This window comes from Aeromicrobium sp. WCS2018Hpa-31 (assembly GCF_031843905.1).
Taxonomy (GTDB): Bacteria; Actinomycetota; Actinomycetes; order Propionibacteriales; family Nocardioidaceae; genus Aeromicrobium.
Map to the genome: position 1 here is coordinate 133,198 of NZ_JAVTJF010000004.1, position 18,924 is coordinate 152,121.

The following is an 18,924-nucleotide window of genomic DNA, read 5'->3' on the forward strand; positions in this document are numbered from 1 at the left end:
CGTGACCCTGGAGATCATCGACGACTGGTACGGCGAGCGCGCTCTGGACTACGAGGCGGCGTGGGAGCTGCAGCGCGAGCTGCACGCCCAGCGCGTGGCCGGCGAGATCGACGACACCGCGCTCTTCCTCGAGCACCCGGCCGTCTACACGGCCGGCAAGCGCACCGAGCCGCACGAGCGTCCGTTCGACGGCACCCCTGTCGTCGACGTCGACCGCGGCGGCAAGATCACCTTCCACGGCCCGGGCCAGCTGGTCGGCTACCCGATCACGAAGCTCCCGTCGCACGTGCTCGTCGTCGACTACGTCCGGCGCGTGGAGGAGGCCCTCATCCGTGCCGTCGCCGACCTCGGCGTCGCCACCGGCCGGGTCCAGGGCCGCTCGGGCGTGTGGCTCTCGGCCGACGCCCGTGGTCCGGAGCGCAAGGTCGCGGCGATCGGCATCCGCGTGACCCGTGGCGTCACGATGCACGGCTTCTCGCTCAACGCCGACGTGGACCTCGACTGGTACGACCGGTTCGTCCCGTGCGGCATCGCCGACGCCGGCGTCACCACGTTGTCGAAGGAGCTCGGGCGCGACGTGACCGTCCCCGAGGCCGCGGCGGCCGTCCGCTCGCACCTGGTGGACCTGCTCGCGTGGGAGCCCTACACGCCGTCGCCGGACCTGCAGACGGCCGAGCACGGGCACCCCCCGGAGGTGCCCGTGCTCGGCCTGCCCGGCTAGCCGCCGACGACTCAGGCGTCGGAGCTGGCCAGCGCCTCGCGGTACGAGATCTTGTCCCCGGTGCGCAGCAGCGTCCGCTCGTAGACCGCTGCCCCGACGCGCACCATGATCGCGGCGACCACGATCGTGCCACCGAGTGCCAGCGCGATCTGCCAGGCCGGGACCGCTCCCTCGGCCATCCGCGCCGGCATGAGCATCGTGGAGATGATCGGGACCATCGACAGGACCTCCTTGACCGCGTCTCCGGCGAAGAAGTACACGAAGTACGGCACCATCAGCAGCATCTGGGCCGGCATCGTGGTCGACTGCAGGTCCTGCTGGCGCGACGCGAGGGAGCCGGCGACGGCCCAGAGGCTCGCCAGCGCGGCGAAGCCGATCACGAAGAAGCCGATGTAGCTGATCATCGCCGGGGCCACGACCTCGAGCCCGGACAGTTGGCCCGTGACCGCGAGCCCGATCGCCGCCGCGGCGACGAACAGCACGATCTGCCCGATCGCCAGCACGGTGCTGCCGGCGATCTTGCCCCACAGCAGCTGACGGATCGGGACGGCCGCGGCGAGGATCTCGACGACGCGGCTCTCCTTCTCCTGCGTCACGCTGCCGGCGATGGCCATGCCGAACCCGATCGCCGTCAGGAAGAACAGCAGGATGAAGCCGAAGGCGGCCGCCTGCCGCAGGCCGGCGTCCTTCGACGCGGGGTCGAGCAGACGCTCCTGCGTGGTGGTCCCGGACTGCAGGGCGCTCAGGTCGACCTCCTGCGCGGCGGCGTTGCTCTCCAGCGCCTGGGAGGACACGGCGATCTCAAGGGCCTGGGAGACGGTGGAGTCGACGTCGCGGTCGCCCACGACCTCGTAGCCGTCGCTGGTGGCCAGGAGCGCCGCGTCGGCGTCCCCGTCCTCGACCAGACGCTCGGCCGCCCTGGCGTCGTCGACCCGGTCGGCCTTGATCGTCACCCGGTCGTCGAGGTTGGTCGCGACCGCCGACGCGGCGTCGACCACCTCGGCGGCGGCCGGTTCGACCACGGCGACGGTGCGGTCCTGGTCGCGTCCCTGGAAGAAGTCGGCACCGATGATGCCGCCGAGGATGATGACGAAGGACAGGACCGTGGTGATCAGGAACGACTTCTCCCACACACGGGTGGTGATCTCACGCTGGGCGACGACGCGCCAGAGGTTGCGCGTGCCGCGGGGGCTGGAGGTGCTCATCGGACGGACTCCTTGAAGATCTCGGAGAGGGGCTGGTGGTCGCGGGCGATCTCGATGACGGCGCTGCGCTCCCCCACGTGGCGGACGAGTTCGGGCGCGGTCAGGCCGTCGAGATCGAGCAGGGCGGTCGGACCGTCGACGTCGCGGACGACGACGCCGCGCAGGTCACGGAGCCAGGCGGCGTCCTCGCCGTCGAGGACCACGCGGTAGCGGTCGGCGCCGCGACCGCGGAGCTCCTCGACGGGGCCGGCGGCGACGAGGCGACCGCCGGACAGGATGACGAGGTCGTCACAGAGGCGCTCGACGAGGTCGAGCTGGTGGCTGGAGAACAGCAGGGAAAGGTCGCCCGCCTCACGCTGGAGCAGGTCGACCATGGAGTCGACGGCGAGCGGGTCGAGACCGCTGAACGGCTCGTCGAGCACGAGGGCTGCGGGCCGGTGGACGAGGGAGGCAGCGATCTGGATGCGCTGCTGGTTGCCGAGCGACAGCTCGTCGAGCAGGTCGTCGGCGCGGCTCTCGAGGCCGAAGTGCCCGAGCAGCTCGTCGGTGCGGCGGCGTCCCTCGTCGGCGGTCATGCCGTGCAGCCGGGCGAAGTAGACGAGCTGGTCACGCAGCTTCATGCGTGGGTAGAGGCCACGCTCCTCGGGCATGTAGCCGAAGGAGCGGCGAACCTCGGCCGTGGCGGTCTCGCCGTTCCAGAGCACCTCCCCCGCGCTGGGTGCGAGCACGCCCATGATCATGCGCATGGTCGTGGTCTTGCCCGCGCCGTTGGCCCCCACGAATCCCGTGGTGCGCCCCGGTCGGACCTCGAAGGAGACGTCGTCGACGACGGTGGTGTCCCCATAGCGTCTGGTGAGCTTCTCGACGGTGATCATGCGTCCACGCTAGGGAGCCGAGGGGTGCCGGCACATCGGCCGCACGGCCACACCTCCCTCCCCCACGCGGCTACCTGGGTGCGTCGTCGGGTGGTCACGTCGTCCGGACGGCTCTTCCCGGGAAGCGGGCCCGAGGACGCAAGATTCTGCGTTCGGGAGGGATCGGCGCACGATTCTTCATCTGGGTGCGCGAGGCCGAAGGATGCTGCGTTCGCCACGGGATCCCGTCGTGAACGCAGCATCTTTCGGGCGTGCACTCACGAACGCAGAATCCTGCGTGACCCGGCCCGAGCCTCGCGGGCCCGACTCAGTCGTCCATCAACCCCGACTCGAACGCGACGATGACCGCCTGCACGCGGTCGCGGGCACCGAGCTTGGTGAGGATGCGGGAGACGTGCGACTTCACCGTGGCGCCGCTGACGAACATCTCGGCCGCGACCTCGGCGTTGCTGAGTCCGCGTCCGAGCGCCTTCAGGACGTCGCGCTCGCGCTCGGTGAGCTCGTCGAGCACGCTCGCGTCGCCCCGGGACCGGCCGGTGGAGCGGGCGATGACGCGCTGCGTCACCTCGGGGGCGAGCAGCGCGTGACCCTGGGCCGCGAGCCCGATGGCGCTCACCAGGTCCTCGGGCGGGCAGTTCTTCAGCAGGAACCCGCTGGCACCGGCCTGCAGGGCGGCGAACAGGTACTCGTCGTCGTCGAAGGTCGTGAGGATGAGCACCCGGGTGTCGGGGTGGTCCTGCGCGATGCGGGCTGTGGCGGTGATGCCGTCGGTGCCGGGCATCTGCACGTCCATGAGCACGACGTCGGGCTTCAACGCCGCGACCTGGCGCAGCGCCTCGTCTCCGTCGCGCGCCTCGCCGACGACCTCGATGTCGGTCTCGACCTCGAGGATCATCGAGAACCCGGCGCGGATCAGCTCCTGGTCGTCCACCAGCAGCACCCGGGTGGTCTGGTCGCTCATGCGTCCTCCTGGTCGACGGGGATGCGGACCCGGACGCGGTACCCGCCCGTGGGTCGTGGGCCGATGTCGGCGATGCCACCGTGCATGGCGGCGCGCTCACGGATGCCGTCGAGGCCGAAGCCGCCCGAGGCCTGGTCGGGGGCGGTGCGGGTGGGTCCGTCGTCGAGCACCTCGACCTCGACGGCGGGACGCTCGCCCGAGTCGGTGAGGTAGCGCAGGGCGATCCTGGCCGACGGCGCTCCCGAGTGACGCCGCACGTTGCTGAGCGCCTCCTGGGCCACGCGGTAGAGCGACAGGCCCACGGTGTCCGGCACGGCGAACGGCGTCCCGACCACGTCGACCACGACCGCGGGGCGTTCGGTCGTGACGGCGAGCGCCTCGATGTCGGCGATCCCCGGCTGGGGGCCGCGGTCGGCGGGACCGGCCTCGTCGGCGGACCGCAGCAGCCCGACGATCTGGTGCATCTGGGACACGGCCTGCCGCGACGACGTCTCGATGGCGGTGAGCGCCTCGCGCGCCCGCTCCGGCCGGGCCTCGAGGAGTCGCCCGGCCCCCGCGGCCTGGACACCGATACCGCTGACGTGGTGCGCCACGACGTCGTGCAGGTCGCGGGCGATGCGGACGCGCTCGGCCTGGACCGCCTGCTGCTGCTCGATACCTTGCACGGCCCGCTCGCGCTCGCGCTGGTCCTCGACGAGGGCGCTGCGGCGTGCGCTGAGGTAGGCCGACTGCCCCCACGCGATGGCACCGAAGAAGTACGCGACGTTGATGGCCAGGCTGTAGACGACGAGCGCCACCTTCGGAGGGAGCAGCCCGGTCTGCTCGCCGAGAGGCCCCATGGTCCCGTTGTTCAACGACCACGCCAACCAGCCGAACATGCCGACCAGGACCAGCCCGGTCACCGCCCAAAGAGCCCTCGGCAGCCGCGACCACGCCCACGCGGCATAGAGGGCGGCGAAGAGCGTCATCTGGACGGTGAAGACGACCCCGAGCTCCAGAAGCCGCTCGCCGATCACGATGAAGACGGCCGACACGACGAGCAGCACCGTGATGGGGAAGCGTCGGCGACCGCAGAGGGCGAGGCCGCAGATCCCGAACCACAGGTAGGCCTCGACGCCCTTCCAGCCCGTCGAGGCACCAGACGCGCTGGCGAAGACCTCGACCGACGCGACGCTGACGACCGCGGTGACGAGGCCGACCAGGACGTCGGTGCGCACCTGGGCACGGGTCGGTCGCGGACGCGTCCACGAGCGGTCGAGTCTCCCCACGCCGCGACCCTACCCAGTGCTACGCGTGCGTAGCCCCGCGGACGAGATGGAGCTGGGTCGGCGGCGTACTGTGGAGGGCGTGACGATCGCACCCGAAGGCCGCAAGATGCTCAGGCTCGAGGTCCGCAACGCGCAGACCCCCATCGAGAAGAAGCCCGAGTGGATCAAGACCCGCGCCAAGATGGGGCCGGAGTACAACGAGCTGATGAAGCTCGTGAAGGGCGAGGGGCTCCACACGGTCTGCCAAGAGGCCGGCTGCCCCAACATCTTCGAGTGCTGGGAGGACCGCGAGGCCACCTTCCTCATCGGCGGCGAGCAGTGCACGCGGCGGTGCGACTTCTGCCAGATCGACACCGGCAAGCCGTCCGCGCTGGACCTCGACGAGCCCCGTCGCGTGGCCGAGAGCGTGCAGAAGATGCAGCTCCGCTACTCCACCATCACCGGTGTGGCGCGTGACGACCTGCCCGACGGCGGCGCGTGGCTGTACGCCGAGACGGTGCGCAAGATCCACGAGCTGAACCCGGGCACCGGCGTCGAGAACCTCATCCCCGACTTCAACGGCAAGCCCGACCTGCTGGAGCAGGTCTTCGACTCCCGTCCCGAGGTGCTCGCGCACAACGTCGAGACCGTGCCGCGCATCTTCAAGCGGATCCGTCCGGCGTTCACGTACGAGCGGTCGCTCGGCGTCATCACGCAGGCGCGCGACTACGGGCTGGTCACCAAGAGCAACCTGATCCTCGGCATGGGCGAGACCCGCGAGGAGGTCTCGCAGGCGCTGCGCGACCTGCACGAGGCCGGCTGCGACCTGATCACGATCACGCAGTACCTGCGGCCCAGCCCGCGCCACCACCCCGTGGAGCGGTGGGTCAAGCCCGAGGAGTTCGTCGAGCTCAAGGACGAGGCCGACGAGATCGGCTTCGCCGGCGTCATGTCCGGCCCGCTCGTGCGCTCGTCGTACCGCGCCGGCCGCCTGTACCAGCAGGCCGTCGAGAAGCGTCAGACCACGGGCGAGGTCGTGCTGCGCCACACGGACGGCGTCGCGTAGCCGCATCGTAGGATGGGGTCATGTCCAACCCCGCCGCGCCACCGAAGGGACGCCTGGCCCAGCTGCGCCAGGCGTACACGATCACCAAGCAGAACGACCGCAACATCGGGTTGATCCTGCTGCTGACGTTCCTGATCGGCGCCGGTGTGACAGCGATCCTCGGTGTGCTCGTGCTGGGCACGGGCCTGTTCGGGACGATCATCACGGTCGTCTTCTCGATCCTCATCGGCATCCTCGCGCTGCTGGCGGTCTTCGGCCGCCGCGCCGAGAAGGCCGCCTACGCCCAGGTGGAGGGCCAGCCCGGTGCCGCCGCCGGTGCGCTGCAGATGATGAAGCGCGGCTGGAACGTCAAGCCTGCTGCCGGGTTCACCAAGAACCAGGACGTCATGCACCGCGTGATCGGTCGCCCCGGCATCGTCCTCGTGGGTGAGGGCAACGGCTCGCGCGTGCGCAGCCTGCTCGCGGCGGAGCGCAAGAAGCACGTGCGCATCGTCGGCGACGACGTCCCGGTCATCGAGGTCGTCGTGGGCCGTGGCGACGGCGAGGTGCCGCTGCCCAAGCTGGTCAAGCACCTGCGCAAGATGCCGAAGTCGGTCAAGCCGGCCGAGCAGACGGCGATCATCAACAAGCTCAAGGCGCTCGACGCCATGCGTCCGACCGCACCCATGCCGCGTGGGCCCGTGCCCACGAGCATGAAGGGTGCGCGCCGGGCGATGCGCGGTTGATGTACCGCTCGACGCGCTGGCGGGGCCTGGCCGCCGCTCTCGCGGCCGCGGCCGTGCTGGCCGGGTGCGGGGGCAGTGCGACCCCCGGTGAGATGTCGGCGCAGACGTACCGCTCGCTCGAGGCGCGCGGCGACCAGCTGACGCCGGAGACGGCGAAGGACCGGGGCGCCACGGACGACGAGACGCTCGCGCAGACCTTCGTCGACGAGGGCGGCGCGCCCGAGCCGTCCGGCGCCCAGTGCCTGTACGCCAAGACGTCGTACCGCGACTCCTACCGCGGCGTGGCGCGCTTCTGCTTCGAGGGCGACCGCGCGGTCTCCGTCGAGCGCAACCGCGCCGACCTCGACCAGTAGGTCACGCGCGCACACTCAGGTGCGCGACGCGGACGGCGGGGTGCGACGCGCGACCCGCGAGCCCGACACGATCTCGTGCAGCCCGCGCTGGTCCTCGTTCTGGATGAGCGCCGGGACCACGAGGCACAGCAGCGCGGTGCGCAGCGCGGCCCTCGGCACCCCGATGGGGCGCCCGTCGGGGCCGACGACGCCGATGCTCATGATCCGCTTGCCGATCGAGAAGCCGAGCGTGCCGGTGAGCAGGGTGACCTCGAGGAAGAACACGCCGAGTGTGTAGAACGAGCTGACCGCCCCCTCCCCCGCCAGCGGCGTGCGGGTGACGGCCACGACGCTCAGCGTCGCGACGGCCCAGTCGATGAGGAGCGAGACCAGGCGGCGGCCGAACGAGACGTCGTACACGTCGGTGAGCCTATCGGCCCGGCCCGAGCCACTGGGGCCGTCACCGCTGGTTCACGTGTCACAGGGACTTGTAACATGCCGGAAACAATGGAGTGACGACCGGGAAACTGCCGCTGCCTAGCGTCGGTGACGCGGACGCCGAGGCGCCGCTCCCGCCACATCGACGATCTGGCCACCCACGCGTGGCCGAGGAGGCCCCATGTTCGGCAATGCCGACGAGTTCTTCAAGTACGTCAAGGACGAAGGCGTCGAGTACCTCGACGTCCGCTTCACCGACCTGCCCGGCATCCAGCAGCAGGTGACGCTGCCGGCGTGGACGTTCGACGCCGACGCCGCCGAGAACGGTGTGGCCTTCGACGGCTCGTCGATCCGCGGCTTCCAGAGCATCGACCAGTCCGACATGGTGCTGTTCCCCGACTTCGGCACGGCCTACCTCGACCCGTTCAAGGCGCGCAAGACGCTCGCGATGGAGTTCTTCGTCCACGACCCGATCACGGGTGAGGCGTACTCGCGCGACCCGCGCAACATCGCCCGCAAGGCCGAGGCGTACCTGGCCACCACCGGCATCGGCGACACCGCCTTCTTCGCCCCCGAGGCCGAGTTCTACATCTTCGACCGCGTCAACTACGGCACGAGCGCCAACAAGTCGTTCTACGAGATCACGTCGCTGGAGTCGGCCTGGTCCACCGGCGAGGACCTGACGGACAACCGTGGCTACAAGGTCCGCTACAAGGGCGGCTACTTCCCCGTCGCGCCGACCGACCAGACGGCCGACCTGCGCAACGACATGATGTCGAACCTCGCCGACGCGGGCCTCGTCCTCGAGCGTGGCCACCACGAGGTCGGCACCGCCGGCCAGGGCGAGATCAACTACAAGTTCGACACGCTGCTCAAGGCAGCCGACGACGTCATGAAGTTCAAGTACATCGTCCGCAACACGGCCTGGGCCGCGGACAAGACGGTGACCTTCATGCCGAAGCCGATCTTCGGCGACAACGGCTCGGGCATGCACGTGCACCAGTCCATCTGGAAGGACGGCTCGCCGCTGTTCTACGACGAGGCCGGCTACGGCGGACTGTCCGACCTGGCGCGTCACTACATCGGCGGCATCCTGAAGCACGCCCCGTCGCTGCTGGCGTTCACCAACCCCTCGGTGAACAGCTACCACCGTCTGGTCCCGGGCTTCGAGGCCCCGATCGCGCTGGTCTACTCGGCCCGCAACCGTTCGGCCTGCGTCCGCATCCCGATCACCGGCTCGAACCCGAAGGCGAAGCGCATCGAGTTCCGCTGCCCCGACCCGTCGAGCAACCCGTACCTGGCGTTCTCGGCCCTGATGATGGCCGGCATCGACGGCATCAAGAACAAGATCGAGCCGCCGGCCCCGATCGACAAGAACATCTACGAGCTGCCGCCGGAGGAGTACAACGAGATCGACATGGTCCCGACGTCGCTCAACGCGGTGCTCGACAACCTGGAGCAGGACCACGAGTTCCTGACCCAGGGCGACGTGTTCACGCCCGACCTCATCGAGACGTGGATCGACTACAAGCGCACCGAGGAGATCCTCCCGGTCCAGCTGCGTCCGCACCCGCACGAGTTCGAGCTGTACTACGACATCTGATCGACGGGGTGGCTGAGCACGACTGAGCCACCTCTCGACGGTCGACAACGACCCCTGTCCTGCGGCGCGGAGACGCGTTGCGCGGGCAGGGGTCGTTGCGTGTGCGGACAGCTGGCACCCCGCCGCAAGACGGCCCCGGCTCGACAGCTCATCGCGACAGAACAATGAGTCCGCCATCGCGTCACGTCCCGGAATGCCGCGCGTCTCATCCCCGTCAGAAGGCCGATCGGGGGGTACGAAGATGTGGGACGAGAACTGGGCGACGCGAGCCGCCTGCACAGCGACGGACGATCTGTTCGTCAAGGGCGCGGAGCAGAACATCGCCAAACGAATCTGCAACGGGTGTGACGTGAAGGCGGCGTGCCTGGCCGAGGCACTCGACAACCGCATCGAGTGGGGCGTCTGGGGAGGCGCCACGGAGCGCGAGCGGCGGCAGATGCTGCGCCGGCGACCCGACGTGACGGCGTGGCGCGACCTCCTGAGGCTCGCTGCCTAGCTCATCGGCACGGTCTGTACGTCGTCGATCCGTTCGAGACGGGCTTAGACCGGCACGTGGTCAGGCGGAGATCTCCCCCGCCCTTCCCAGGCGGGCGCGGTCGGCCGCTCTCATCCCGCGGACGACGGAGCCGACGTCACGGACCTGCGAGCCGCCGCGCCAGGTGCCGCGCACACCGTGCTGGCGGAGCATGTAGCCGTAGTAGTCCTCGACCTCGACATCCTTCGCGATGAGCGCCGGGACCTTGGCGAGCGAGACCTCGCCCGTGGCGTCGTCGACGCGCTGCGTGGCCGCACCGGCCTCGAGCTGCGCGCGGGACTGCGCTTCGTGCAGACGCTCGCCGATGCGCTCGGTCCAGCCTGCGTAGAACGCCGCCCGGGCGGTGCTGCCGTGCACCGGCTTGTGGGCGCCGGAGCGGAGGTAGGCGTCGCCGTCGGTGACCATCTGGATGACGAGCGAGGCGTAGAGCGTCTTGGCCACCTCGATGTCGGTGGCGAAGCCGAACAGGGTGACGCCGGTGTTGTCGCCGCGGATCGTGCAGCGCAGGTCGTTGGCGCGGGACACCGCGATCATCAGGCTCACGTACCGGACGTTCGAGCGCTGACCGCTGTGCCCAAGACGCACCGCCTCGAAGGTCGGCTGCGCCGCCGCCTCACCCTCGCGGGCCCCGGCGCGCGCGAGCGTCAGCCCGATGGAGTGGGTCGTGGCCAGCTCCTGAGCCTTCGCGAGGAAGGCGTCGCGCTCGGCCTCGGTGGAGGCGCCCTCCGCGTGGCGCAACAGCTTGCCCACCTTGGCGACCATGCCGTCGTCGACGCCCTCGGGACGGTCGACGCCGACCTCGGTGTACGCGGCGCGGAGCATGGCCGCGACCTCGCTCCACCCGAGGTCCTCGAGCAGCTGGACGAACGTGGCGCGGAAACCGGCTCCGTGCTCGTCGATGATCGCGCCGTCGAGGCCGGTGTTGAGGTGGTGCGCCAGCTCGTGCGCCACGACCATGCCGCGCAGCGCCCACGCTCCCCCGCGCTCGCGCTGCGGCAGCCAGATGGTGCCGTCGCGGTACGACGCGCGTCCCTTGCCCGAGTGCGCGACGACGCGCACCTCCTTGGCCTCGCGCCCGCGGTACCCCGAACCGAACTGCTTGGTCTGCGCGCGGAGCCGCTCGAGGGCGGCGTCGACGAACCGCTGCACCTCCGACGGGCGCGTGAAGCGCGGTTCGGGCTCGGGCGTGAAGACGGCCCACCGCGTGCCGCCACCGCGGTTCAGCCGGACCTGCACGGTGCCGTCGTCGGGCGAGACGGCGTCGAGCCACTCGGCCACGAGGTCTTCGGCGGCGTAGGTGCCGGCCTGGTCGGGATCACTCATGCCGTGAACGGTGCCAGGTGGCTCCGACACCGTGGTCGACGACCCGGGCCCCGACAAGGCGCACGAAGTTCCTGGACATTCTTCCCATGTGGTGGTGGACTCGGTGCTGTCGACGACACCGTCCGCGCGAGGGGGGACGAACGATGACGTGGTGGAACCAGCTGAGCAGGCGGGCCCGGGTGGGCGCCGTGGTCGGTGCGGTCCTCGTGCTCGTGCTCGGCACCGGGACGGCCTTCGCGCTCTCCTCGGGCGGGTCGGACGAGAAGGACACGACGGCGGCCCCGACCACGTCGACCACACCCACGGCTTCGGCGAGCCCGACCGACGACGTCGATGCCTCCGACGACCCTTCCGGCGTGGGCCCGGCCAGCACCGGTGGCGCGTCGACCGGCACGATCGTGGTCACCGTCGCCACGTCCACCGGCGAACGTCCGATCGAGAGCGGCGTGGCTGCCAGGAACGTCGACACCGGCCGGGGCTACCACAGCGGCATGGGTGACGACCGTCCGTCGTGGACCCTGAAGGGGGTCAAGCCAGGCCGCTACGTCGTGAGCGCGGGGTCGGACGACGACGACTGGGAGTCGGCCTACTACGGGCAGACCAACCCCGTCGAGGGCGACCGGTCCCAGGCGAAGGTGGTCACCGTCGAACCGGGCGAGACGGTGCGCGTGACCGTCACGCTCATCTTCTGGCCGTGCGCCGAGCCGCCCGGCACCTACCCCGAGTGCGGGACCAACCCCGACCCCGAGCCGACGCCCACGACCTCCGCCTCGACACCTGCGACCGAGCCCGAGCCGTCGACTGCTCCCTGACGCGGAGTCTCGGACCCGTGCCCGCCGACCGTGGGCCGACGTACGCTGCCCCATGGGCACCCTGACGTTCACCGCCACCATGTCCGTCGACGGATACGTGGCCGACGCCGACGGCGACTTCCAGTGGGCCGGGCCCGGCGACGCCGTGTTTGCCGCGCACATCGACCGGTTGTCCCAGGTGTCCACCGAGGTGCACGGACGCAGGACCCACCTGCTGATGGCCTACTGGGACGCCGAGCCGGAGCCCGGCGCGTGGGGCCCCGCCGAGCACGAGTGGGCTCGCCTGTGGGCCGGCACCGAGAAGATCGTCGCCTCGTCCACGTTGTCGCAGGACGAGCTCTCGAAGGGTGCCCGCCTCGTGCCGCACCTCGAGCTCGACGAGCTGGAGCAGATCGTGCGCGACGCACCCGGCGACGTCGAGATCTTCGGCCCCACCACGGCCGCCCCCGCCATCCGCGCGGGCCTCGTCGACGAGTTCCGCCTCTACGTCGTGCCGAAGGTCGTGGGCGGCGGACTGCGGGCCTTCCCCGACGACGCGGACCTCGATCTCGAGCTCGTCGACGAGGGACGGCTCGATGCGGTCACCTACCTGCGCCTGCGCCGACGCTGAACCCGACCCCCGTCGACGCTCGGCACCACACGACCGGTGCGTGTCGAAACCAAGTCGCAACCGCCGGAACCTGGACGCTGTCCGTGCCGTGTGGTGAGGTGAACAGGCCGGTCTCTGCGTCGCGTTCTCGCGGCCGCCGGCAGTTCCTAGGGGGGACAACACGTGAACACAGGTATGTCTCGAGCCCTACGCGGGCTCACCATCGGGGCCGTCACTCTGGCCCTCGGGGTCGTCGCCACCACGCTCACCAGCGCCGGCGCCGCCACCACCGCGAAGTCCACGCCGGTGCCGATCGCCACGCCCGAGGGCCAAGTCAGCAGCTACGTGGTCAACGCCAAGAAGGCCAACGCCACCGGCACCGCCGACGCACGCGCCATCGTGAAGAAGGCCGGCGGCACGGTCATCCAGCAGTGGCCGCAGATCGGCGTGATCGTGGCGCACTCCACCCACGCCGACTTCCGCGCCGACGTCTACCGCCTCGGTCGCAAGAGCGTCGCGTCGGTCGGCGCCACCCGCACCGTCCCGGTCAGCGAGCGCACCGAGGCCACCACGCTGCGCAAGAGCCAGGGCGTGGTCAAGGAGGAGTTCGCCAACACCGCCGACGAGTACGTGAAGCCCGACCCGCGTGAGGGCGAGCAGTGGGACATGGCGCACATCAAGGCCGACCACGCGCACGAGATCACCGACGGGTCGAAGAAGGTGCTGGTCGGCGTGCTCGACAGCGGCATCGACGCCGACCACCCCGACCTGGCCGCCAACATCGACGTGAAGAACTCGGTCAACTGCACCGACGCCGGCACGGTCGACCGCTCGGCCACCGGCTGGCAGCCGACCACCAGCGACCACGGCACCCACGTGGCCGGCACCATCGGCGCCGACCGCAACGGCGTCGGCATCACCGGCGTCGCGCCCAACGTGCGCATGGCCTCGGTCAAGGTCGTCAACGACGACGGGTTCATCTACCCCGAGTACGCCATCTGCGGCTTCATGTGGGCCGGCCTCAAGGGCATGGACGTCACCAACAACAGCTACTACATCGACCCGTTCGAGTACTGGTGCAAGGACCAGGCCGACCAGGGCGCCGTGCTCGACGCCGTGGGCCGTGCCGTGAAGTGGTCGACCAAGCAGGGCGCGCTGCACGTGGCGGCAGCCGGCAACTCCGGCACCGACCTGACGAACAACACGACCAACGACACCAGCCCGAACGACAGCACGCCGATCGAGCGCACCATCAACAACGGGTGCCTCGACATCCCGACCGAGCTGCCCGACGTCGTCACGGTGTCGTCGTACGCGCGGATCGGTGCGACCAACGAGACGCAGCTGTCGTACTTCTCCAACCGCGGTCTGAACATCATCGACGTCGCCGCTCCCGGCTCGTCGATCCTGTCGACGATCGTCGCGGGCAACGGCTACGGCCTCAAGAGCGGCACGTCCATGGCGTCGCCGCACGTGGCGGGTGTGGCGGCGCTGATGAAGTCGCAGCACCCCACGTGGGGTCCGGCGAAGATGACGAAGCAGCTGGCCAAGCAGGCCGACCAGCGGCCCTGCGCGCCCGAGCAGGCGATCGGCGCCGGTGGCGCCCCGTGCAAGGGGTCGGCGGCGAACAACAGCTACGCCGGCAACGGCATGGTCGACGCCCTCGACGCCGTCCGGTAGCACCTGCCTGGCGGATCAGCACCACCTGACGGAGCGGTCCCGAGCCACGCGCTCGGGGCCGCTCCGTGTCGTTGCACCCGCCGAGCACGCGACCGCTGCCATGCTGGGCCGGTGAGCTCCGCCCCCTTCCGCGCCCGTCGGCTGGTCTGGGTCGTCGGCATCCTCGCCCTGGTGTGGCTGGCCTTCTCGGAGCTGGACGAGAGATCCGACGACGGCGGCACCGCGAAGCCCCCGACCACCAGCACGAGCACGACCGGGCGCCTCACGGTGACCGACCTGAAGGACGGCGACTCCTTCGAGGCCTCCGACGGCCGCGAGTACCGACTCGGCATGGTGAACACCCCCGAGCCCGACGAGCGGTGCTTCGACGAGGCCGAGGCCTTCACCCGGGACTTCCTGGCCGGCGGCTTCACGGCCGACGCCTACGACGAGGACGACTACGGGCGGGTCGTGGCCGAGGTCCTCGACGGCGAGGGGCGCTCCCTCAACGTCGCCCTCGCCCGGAGCGGCCTCGCGGACGACCGCTACCTGGACCCGTTCCGGGGCGACCACCCCGACCTCGCCGATCGCCTCGACGACGCGTTCGCCTCGGCGAAGACGCCGGCCTGCCGCTGACGCGTCAGCCGATGCGCTCGGTCAGGGACACGATGATCCCCTCGGGCCCGCGCACGTAGGCCATGAGCCAGGTGCCCTCGTGCTCGCCCACCTCGCCGACGAGCCCGTACCCCTCGGACACGAGTCGCTCGACGGTGGTCCGCAGGTCGGTGATCTCCAGGCACACCGCCCGCAGGCCCACGACGTTCGGCGCTGCCGCCTCTGTGGCCACCGTGCCGGGGCGGTCGTAGCGCGAGACCTCCAGCGCTCCCCCGCCGCCCGGCGGGCGCAGCCAGACGGTCTCGGTGCTCGCGTCCTCCATCCCGACGACGGTGTCGAGGAACTCCCCCTCGATCGTCATCCGCGCGTCGAGCTCCAGCCCGAGCCCGGTGAAGAAGGCGATCGTGGCGTCGAGGTCGGCAACGGTGACGTTGATGTGGTCGAGTCGGGGCAGCTGCGTCATGGGTCCATCCACCTCCGAGGACCGCCGACTGTCAACAGTGACCGGGTCCGTGGACCGGGGCGACGCCGTCGCGAACCGGTGTGACGATGGATCGGTGACACACCCGCTCGCATCCGTGTACTCCGCCTGGACCGCGCACGTCGCCGAGTCGACGTCGGAGCGCCTGGCTCGTCCTTCGAGGGCCGCGGCGTGGACCGTGAAGGAGCTCCTGCTCCACCAGCTCCTCGACGCCCGCCGCGCACTGGTCGCGCTCGCCACGCCTGCGGACGGCGAGCCGGACGTCGACGAGATCACCTACTGGCGACCGTTCCGTCCCGACGAGGGTGACGGCGGTGCCGCTCACGCCCGGTTCGTCGTCGCGTGCGCCGCGGCGTACGACCAGGAGCAGCTGGTCGAGGAGTGGCGCGGCACGTCGGCAGCCGTCGTGCACGCGGCGTCGAGCCCGACGTCGGCTCTGGTCAGCACGCAAGGGCACTCCCTGACGGTCGAGAACCTGTGCTCGACGCTGGTCGTCGAGGCCACGGTGCACCTGCTCGACGCGCACGGCACTCCCCCGGCCGACGCGCTGGAGCACACCGCGCGCGTGCTCGCGAAGCTGCGTGGACGCCCTCTGCCGGCCGACGGCGCGGACGAGGTGCTCCGCGCCACCGGCCGTCTGCCCAGCGACGAGCCGGACTACCCCCTCCTGGGGTAGCTCACGGCTCGATCACGAGCGAGGCGATCCGACCGGCGGCGTCGAGGGAGAACCGGAAGTGCAGGTCCACGACGCCTCCGGGGAAGTCGCCCTCGAGGTGGTGCACGACGTCGTAGCGGTCGGTGCCCGCGCTCGAGGCGCCCGTGACCTCGGTCGTGTAGGCGTACTCGCTCTCCGCCTTGCCGAGCCACGCGCGCAGCTGGGCGAGGCCGGTGTAGGTGCGGCCCTCGTCGGTCACGGTCGCGTCCTCGGCGAAGCACGACAGCTCGGTCTCGCGGTCGTGGGCCTGGTGCGCCGTGACGAAGGTGCGCACGGCGCTCGGCAGCGCGTCGAGGGACAGGGTGACGGTCTGGTTCTCGTAGGTGCTCATGGCACGACCGTGGACCCTCTCCCTGCTGGAGGGTCAAGCACTGGACCCTCCAGCGGGGAGAGGGTGCAGAGTGTGGGCATGAGCAGCATGGGCACGAACGGGGCGGGCACGGGTGGGGCCATGACGATCGGCGACTTCGCCGCCCTCACGCACCTGTCGATCCGCACGCTGCGCCACTACCACCAGGCCGGCGTGCTCGAGCCGGCCGAGGTGGACCCCTCCAGCGGGTACCGCCGCTACACCCACGAGCAGATCGCCACGGCGCGCGTCATCCACCGCCTGCGTGAGCTCGACCTGCCGCTCCCCCAGGTGAAGACGATCATGGCCACCGACGACCCGGCCCAGCGGTCGTCGATCATCGCCGAGCACCTCCAGCGGCTCGAGGCCGAGCTCGCCCGCACGCGTTCGGCCGTGACCGCCCTGCACCGACTGCTGCAGCCCGAGCCCGACCCCGTCGTCGAGCTGCGCACCCTGCCCGCTCGTCACGTCGCCTCCGTGCGCGCGAGCGTGGACCACGCCGACGTCCTCGACTGGTACGACAGCGCCGTCGCGGTCCTCGACGCCGCCGTGCCGCCCGCGTCGCGCCGCGGCCCGCTGTCGGGGCGGTACGCCAATGCGCTCTTCGCCGACGGCACGGGTTCGGTCAGCCTCGAGTACACCGTCGGTCACGACGCCAGGGTGAACCCCCTGGCGGGCGTCGAGGTGCTCGAGCTGCCGGCCGTCGAGCTGGCCGTGGTCGTGCACGAGGGCGACCACGGGACCATCGACGAGTCCTACGCCCAGCTGGGCTCCTGGGTCGGCGAGCATGCCCTCACCATCGGCGACGTGGTGCACGAGACGTACTTGGTCGGCCCGCGCGACACGCCTGACCCGAGCGCCTGGCGCACCGAGATCGGCTGGCCCGTGCTGCGCCTGTCGTCCTCGAGCACCGACTGACCGCGACGCCCCCGATCGGTCAGGGCCGGCCCTGGCCCTTGCCCTTCCCGACTGCCGCGTCCGCCTGCTCGGCGGTCTCCTCGATCGGCTCGACGGTCTCGGAGGGCTTTTCGTCCTTCGGCTTCGCCGGCTTCTCCTCCTTGGGCTCCTTCTTCTCCTCGCCCTTCGGCTCCTCGGGCTTCTTCTCCTTGGGCTCGGCCGGGTCCTCCCCGCCCGACGTGCCCGACCCGGAGCCCGACGAGACCGACAACGTGACGGTCGCGCCCACCTCCTGGCGACCCGTGCGGTCGAGCGCCAGCACCGTGCCCGCCGGCTCAGCCGACGCGACCGGGGTGGTCTCCACGTCGAAGCCGAGCTTCTCGAGCGCATCGGTGGCGTCGTCGACCGACTCGCCCACCAGGTCGTCGGGCACCGAGACGAAGCCCGAGGCGACCTCGAGGGTCACCACGTCACCGTCGGCGAGCGGCCCGCCGGCTCGAGGACTCTGCGCCACCACGACGCCCTTCTCGCCGTCCGGGGCGTCGACCTCCGTGATGCGCACGCGCCCGCCCGCGCCCTCGACCTCGTCGGTGGCGTCGTCGACCGACCGGCCGACGACGTCGGGCACGGTGGGGTCGTCCCCACCGAACACGCCGCCGAACAGCCCGCCGCCCATGCCGATCAGCAGCGCGACGACGGCCAGGGCGGCCACACCGGCGAAGACCCGCGTCCGGGTGGAACCGCGCCGCCGCTCGTCGTCCTGCGCCGGCACCTGCGCCGACGCAGCCCCGGCAGCCGCCAGAGGTGCCGGCGAGACGACGGTCGCCGGGCCGGTGTGCGCGACCGTCATCGGGCCGGTCGGCGCGTCGGTCAGCGCGGGGATCACCGACGTCGCTCCGCCGGTGCTGCGCTCCACGGTGTCGCGGACCTGCGCAGCCGTCGGACGCAGCGCCGGGTCCTTGGCCGTCATCGCCACGACCAGGCGCGCCAGCTCGTCCGGCACCGACGCGGGCAGCGCCGGGAGCTCCTCGCTCACCTGGGCCAGCGCCGCGGCCACCGACGTCTCGCGGCGGAAGGGGGACGTGCCGGTGAGGCACTGGTAGGCGACCAGACCGAGCGAGTAGACGTCGGACGCCCCCGTGGCGGTCCGTCCGCGTGCCTGCTCCGGGCTGATGTACTCGACCGTCCCGAGCACGGCACCGGTCTCGGTGAGCGGCTCCGGCGACACCCCCAGCGCGATGCCGAAGTCCACGAGCACCGGCCGCGAGTCGGTGGAAAGGACGATGTTGGCGGGCTTGACGTCGCGGTGCACCACACCGGCCTCGTGCGCCGCCGCGAGCGCGTCGCCGACACCACCGAGGAGCCGCTCGACGGCCTCGACGCCCAGCGCACCGCGCCGTCGCAGCACGTCCGACAGCGGGACGCCCTCGACCAGCTGCATGACGATGAAGGGGTCGCCATCGGGGCCCGCGTCGTCCTCGCCGACGTCGTGCACGGTCGCGATGCCGGGGTGGTTCAGCAGGCCGGACGTCCGGGCCTCCGCCATGAACCTCGCCCGAGCGGCGTCGTCGCCGACGCGGTCGCCTCGCAAGACCTTGACGGCCACGTCGCGACCGAGGCGCAGGTCACGGGCGCGGTACACCTGACCCATGCCGCCGGAGCCCAGCACCTCGCCCAGCTCGTAGCGGTCGTTCAAGCGTTCGGCCATCAGGCCAGGTTAGGACAGCCCGGCGGGGTGCGCCTCTGGGAAGAGCGTCCCGATTCGCCGGGTTTCGA

At 71.0% G+C, this 18,924-nt stretch carries 21 protein-coding genes; 12 read left to right on the forward strand and 9 right to left on the reverse strand.

All coding sequences use genetic code 11. The features are described 5' to 3' along the window. The first annotated feature begins 1 nt into the window (after position 1). A complete protein-coding gene (gene lipB / locus RQG84_RS06245) occupies positions 2-721 on the forward strand; it encodes a lipoyl(octanoyl) transferase LipB (RefSeq protein ID WP_311209312.1) in 720 nt (239 codons plus the stop codon). Between the two features lie 11 nt (positions 722-732). On the opposite strand, the gene RQG84_RS06250 is transcribed toward lipB, so the two are convergent. The 4 genes from RQG84_RS06250 to RQG84_RS06265 all read right to left on the reverse strand — a co-directional run bounded on the left by RQG84_RS06250 (position 733) and on the right by RQG84_RS06265 (position 5,030). Continuing rightward, positions 733-1,926 carry an ABC transporter permease gene (locus RQG84_RS06250; protein WP_311209313.1) on the reverse strand — a complete coding sequence of 398 codons (1,194 nt, stop codon included), beginning with the start codon at positions 1,924-1,926 and terminating at the stop codon, positions 733-735. After that, positions 1,923-2,801: an ATP-binding cassette domain-containing protein gene (locus tag RQG84_RS06255; protein WP_311209314.1), complete on the reverse strand. Its 879-nt coding sequence runs from the start codon at positions 2,799-2,801 to the stop codon at positions 1,923-1,925. Before RQG84_RS06255 ends, RQG84_RS06250 begins: the two co-directional genes overlap by 4 nt. Positions 2,802-3,108: 307 nt before the next feature. After that, a complete protein-coding gene (locus RQG84_RS06260) occupies positions 3,109-3,762 on the reverse strand; it encodes a response regulator transcription factor (protein WP_311209315.1) in 654 nt (217 codons plus the stop codon). Then, positions 3,759-5,030 (reverse strand): sensor histidine kinase, encoded by a 1,272-nt coding sequence (locus RQG84_RS06265; protein WP_311209316.1) that lies wholly within the window; start codon positions 5,028-5,030, stop codon positions 3,759-3,761. Before RQG84_RS06265 ends, RQG84_RS06260 begins: the two co-directional genes overlap by 4 nt. Before the next feature lie 106 nt (positions 5,031-5,136). Here RQG84_RS06265 and lipA point away from each other — a divergent pair, with 106 nt between their 5' ends. The 3 genes from lipA to RQG84_RS06280 are packed head-to-tail and all read left to right on the forward strand — an operon-like array spanning position 5,137 to position 7,153. Continuing rightward, complete coding sequence (lipA, locus tag RQG84_RS06270) at positions 5,137-6,075, forward strand: lipoyl synthase (RefSeq protein ID WP_200914523.1); 939 nt, start codon at positions 5,137-5,139, stop codon at positions 6,073-6,075. Positions 6,076-6,095: 20 nt separating this feature from the next. Next, positions 6,096-6,800 carry a DUF4191 domain-containing protein gene (locus RQG84_RS06275; protein ID WP_055965639.1) on the forward strand — a complete coding sequence of 235 codons (705 nt, stop codon included), beginning with the start codon at positions 6,096-6,098 and terminating at the stop codon, positions 6,798-6,800. Continuing rightward, positions 6,800-7,153 carry a hypothetical protein gene (locus RQG84_RS06280; protein ID WP_311209317.1) on the forward strand — a complete coding sequence of 118 codons (354 nt, stop codon included), beginning with the start codon at positions 6,800-6,802 and terminating at the stop codon, positions 7,151-7,153. Before RQG84_RS06275 ends, RQG84_RS06280 begins: the two co-directional genes overlap by 1 nt. Before the next feature lie 15 nt (positions 7,154-7,168). On the opposite strand, the gene RQG84_RS06285 is transcribed toward RQG84_RS06280, so the two are convergent. Continuing rightward, positions 7,169-7,552: an RDD family protein gene (locus tag RQG84_RS06285; RefSeq protein WP_055965635.1), complete on the reverse strand. Its 384-nt coding sequence runs from the start codon at positions 7,550-7,552 to the stop codon at positions 7,169-7,171. Positions 7,553-7,751: 199 nt separating this feature from the next. Here RQG84_RS06285 and glnA point away from each other — a divergent pair, with 199 nt between their 5' ends. Together glnA and RQG84_RS06295 are read left to right on the forward strand one after the other, a co-directional pair. Beyond that, positions 7,752-9,173: a type I glutamate--ammonia ligase gene (glnA, locus tag RQG84_RS06290; RefSeq protein WP_311209318.1), complete on the forward strand. Its 1,422-nt coding sequence runs from the start codon at positions 7,752-7,754 to the stop codon at positions 9,171-9,173. 241 nt (positions 9,174-9,414) lie between these two features. Continuing rightward, positions 9,415-9,669, forward strand: a complete 255-nt coding sequence (locus tag RQG84_RS06295) for a WhiB family transcriptional regulator (RefSeq protein ID WP_055965630.1) — start codon at positions 9,415-9,417, stop codon at positions 9,667-9,669. A 60-nt stretch (positions 9,670-9,729) separates the two neighbouring features. Here the strand turns inward: RQG84_RS06295 and RQG84_RS06300 are convergent, their stop codons facing one another. Further along, complete coding sequence (locus RQG84_RS06300; RefSeq protein WP_311209319.1) at positions 9,730-11,031, reverse strand: DUF2786 domain-containing protein; 1,302 nt, start codon at positions 11,029-11,031, stop codon at positions 9,730-9,732. Between the two features lie 143 nt (positions 11,032-11,174). On the opposite strand from RQG84_RS06300, the gene RQG84_RS06305 reads away from it, so the two are divergent. The 4 genes from RQG84_RS06305 (at position 11,175) to RQG84_RS06320 (ending at position 14,727) form a co-directional block, all read left to right on the forward strand. Next, positions 11,175-11,843 (forward strand): hypothetical protein, encoded by a 669-nt coding sequence (locus tag RQG84_RS06305; protein ID WP_311209320.1) that lies wholly within the window; start codon positions 11,175-11,177, stop codon positions 11,841-11,843. A gap of 52 nt (positions 11,844-11,895) precedes the next feature. Beyond that, positions 11,896-12,453 carry a dihydrofolate reductase family protein gene (locus tag RQG84_RS06310; protein WP_311209321.1) on the forward strand — a complete coding sequence of 186 codons (558 nt, stop codon included), beginning with the start codon at positions 11,896-11,898 and terminating at the stop codon, positions 12,451-12,453. A 174-nt stretch (positions 12,454-12,627) separates the two neighbouring features. After that, positions 12,628-14,112, forward strand: coding sequence for a S8 family serine peptidase (locus RQG84_RS06315; protein WP_311209322.1), 1,485 nt, complete (start codon positions 12,628-12,630; stop codon positions 14,110-14,112). A gap of 111 nt (positions 14,113-14,223) precedes the next feature. Next, positions 14,224-14,727 (forward strand): thermonuclease family protein, encoded by a 504-nt coding sequence (locus RQG84_RS06320; protein WP_311209323.1) that lies wholly within the window; start codon positions 14,224-14,226, stop codon positions 14,725-14,727. Positions 14,728-14,731: 4 nt separating this feature from the next. Here RQG84_RS06320 and RQG84_RS06325 read toward each other — a convergent pair whose 3' ends face one another. Beyond that, entirely contained in the window at positions 14,732-15,169 is a 438-nt protein-coding gene (locus tag RQG84_RS06325; protein WP_311209324.1) for a VOC family protein, read from the reverse strand. A gap of 94 nt (positions 15,170-15,263) precedes the next feature. Here RQG84_RS06325 and RQG84_RS06330 point away from each other — a divergent pair, with 94 nt between their 5' ends. Further along, entirely contained in the window at positions 15,264-15,863 is a 600-nt protein-coding gene (locus tag RQG84_RS06330) for a maleylpyruvate isomerase N-terminal domain-containing protein (RefSeq protein WP_311209325.1), read from the forward strand. Position 15,864: 1 nt separating this feature from the next. Here the strand turns inward: RQG84_RS06330 and RQG84_RS06335 are convergent, their stop codons facing one another. Continuing rightward, entirely contained in the window at positions 15,865-16,233 is a 369-nt protein-coding gene (locus RQG84_RS06335) for a nuclear transport factor 2 family protein (RefSeq protein ID WP_311209326.1), read from the reverse strand. A 78-nt stretch (positions 16,234-16,311) separates the two neighbouring features. Here RQG84_RS06335 and RQG84_RS06340 point away from each other — a divergent pair, with 78 nt between their 5' ends. Continuing rightward, positions 16,312-17,169 (forward strand): MerR family transcriptional regulator, encoded by an 858-nt coding sequence (locus RQG84_RS06340; protein WP_311209327.1) that lies wholly within the window; start codon positions 16,312-16,314, stop codon positions 17,167-17,169. A gap of 19 nt (positions 17,170-17,188) precedes the next feature. Here RQG84_RS06340 and RQG84_RS06345 read toward each other — a convergent pair whose 3' ends face one another. Further along, on the reverse strand, positions 17,189-18,856 hold the full coding sequence (locus RQG84_RS06345) for a protein kinase domain-containing protein (RefSeq protein ID WP_311209328.1): 1,668 nt from the start codon (positions 18,854-18,856) through the stop codon (positions 17,189-17,191). Positions 18,857-18,924: the final 68 nt, after the last annotated feature.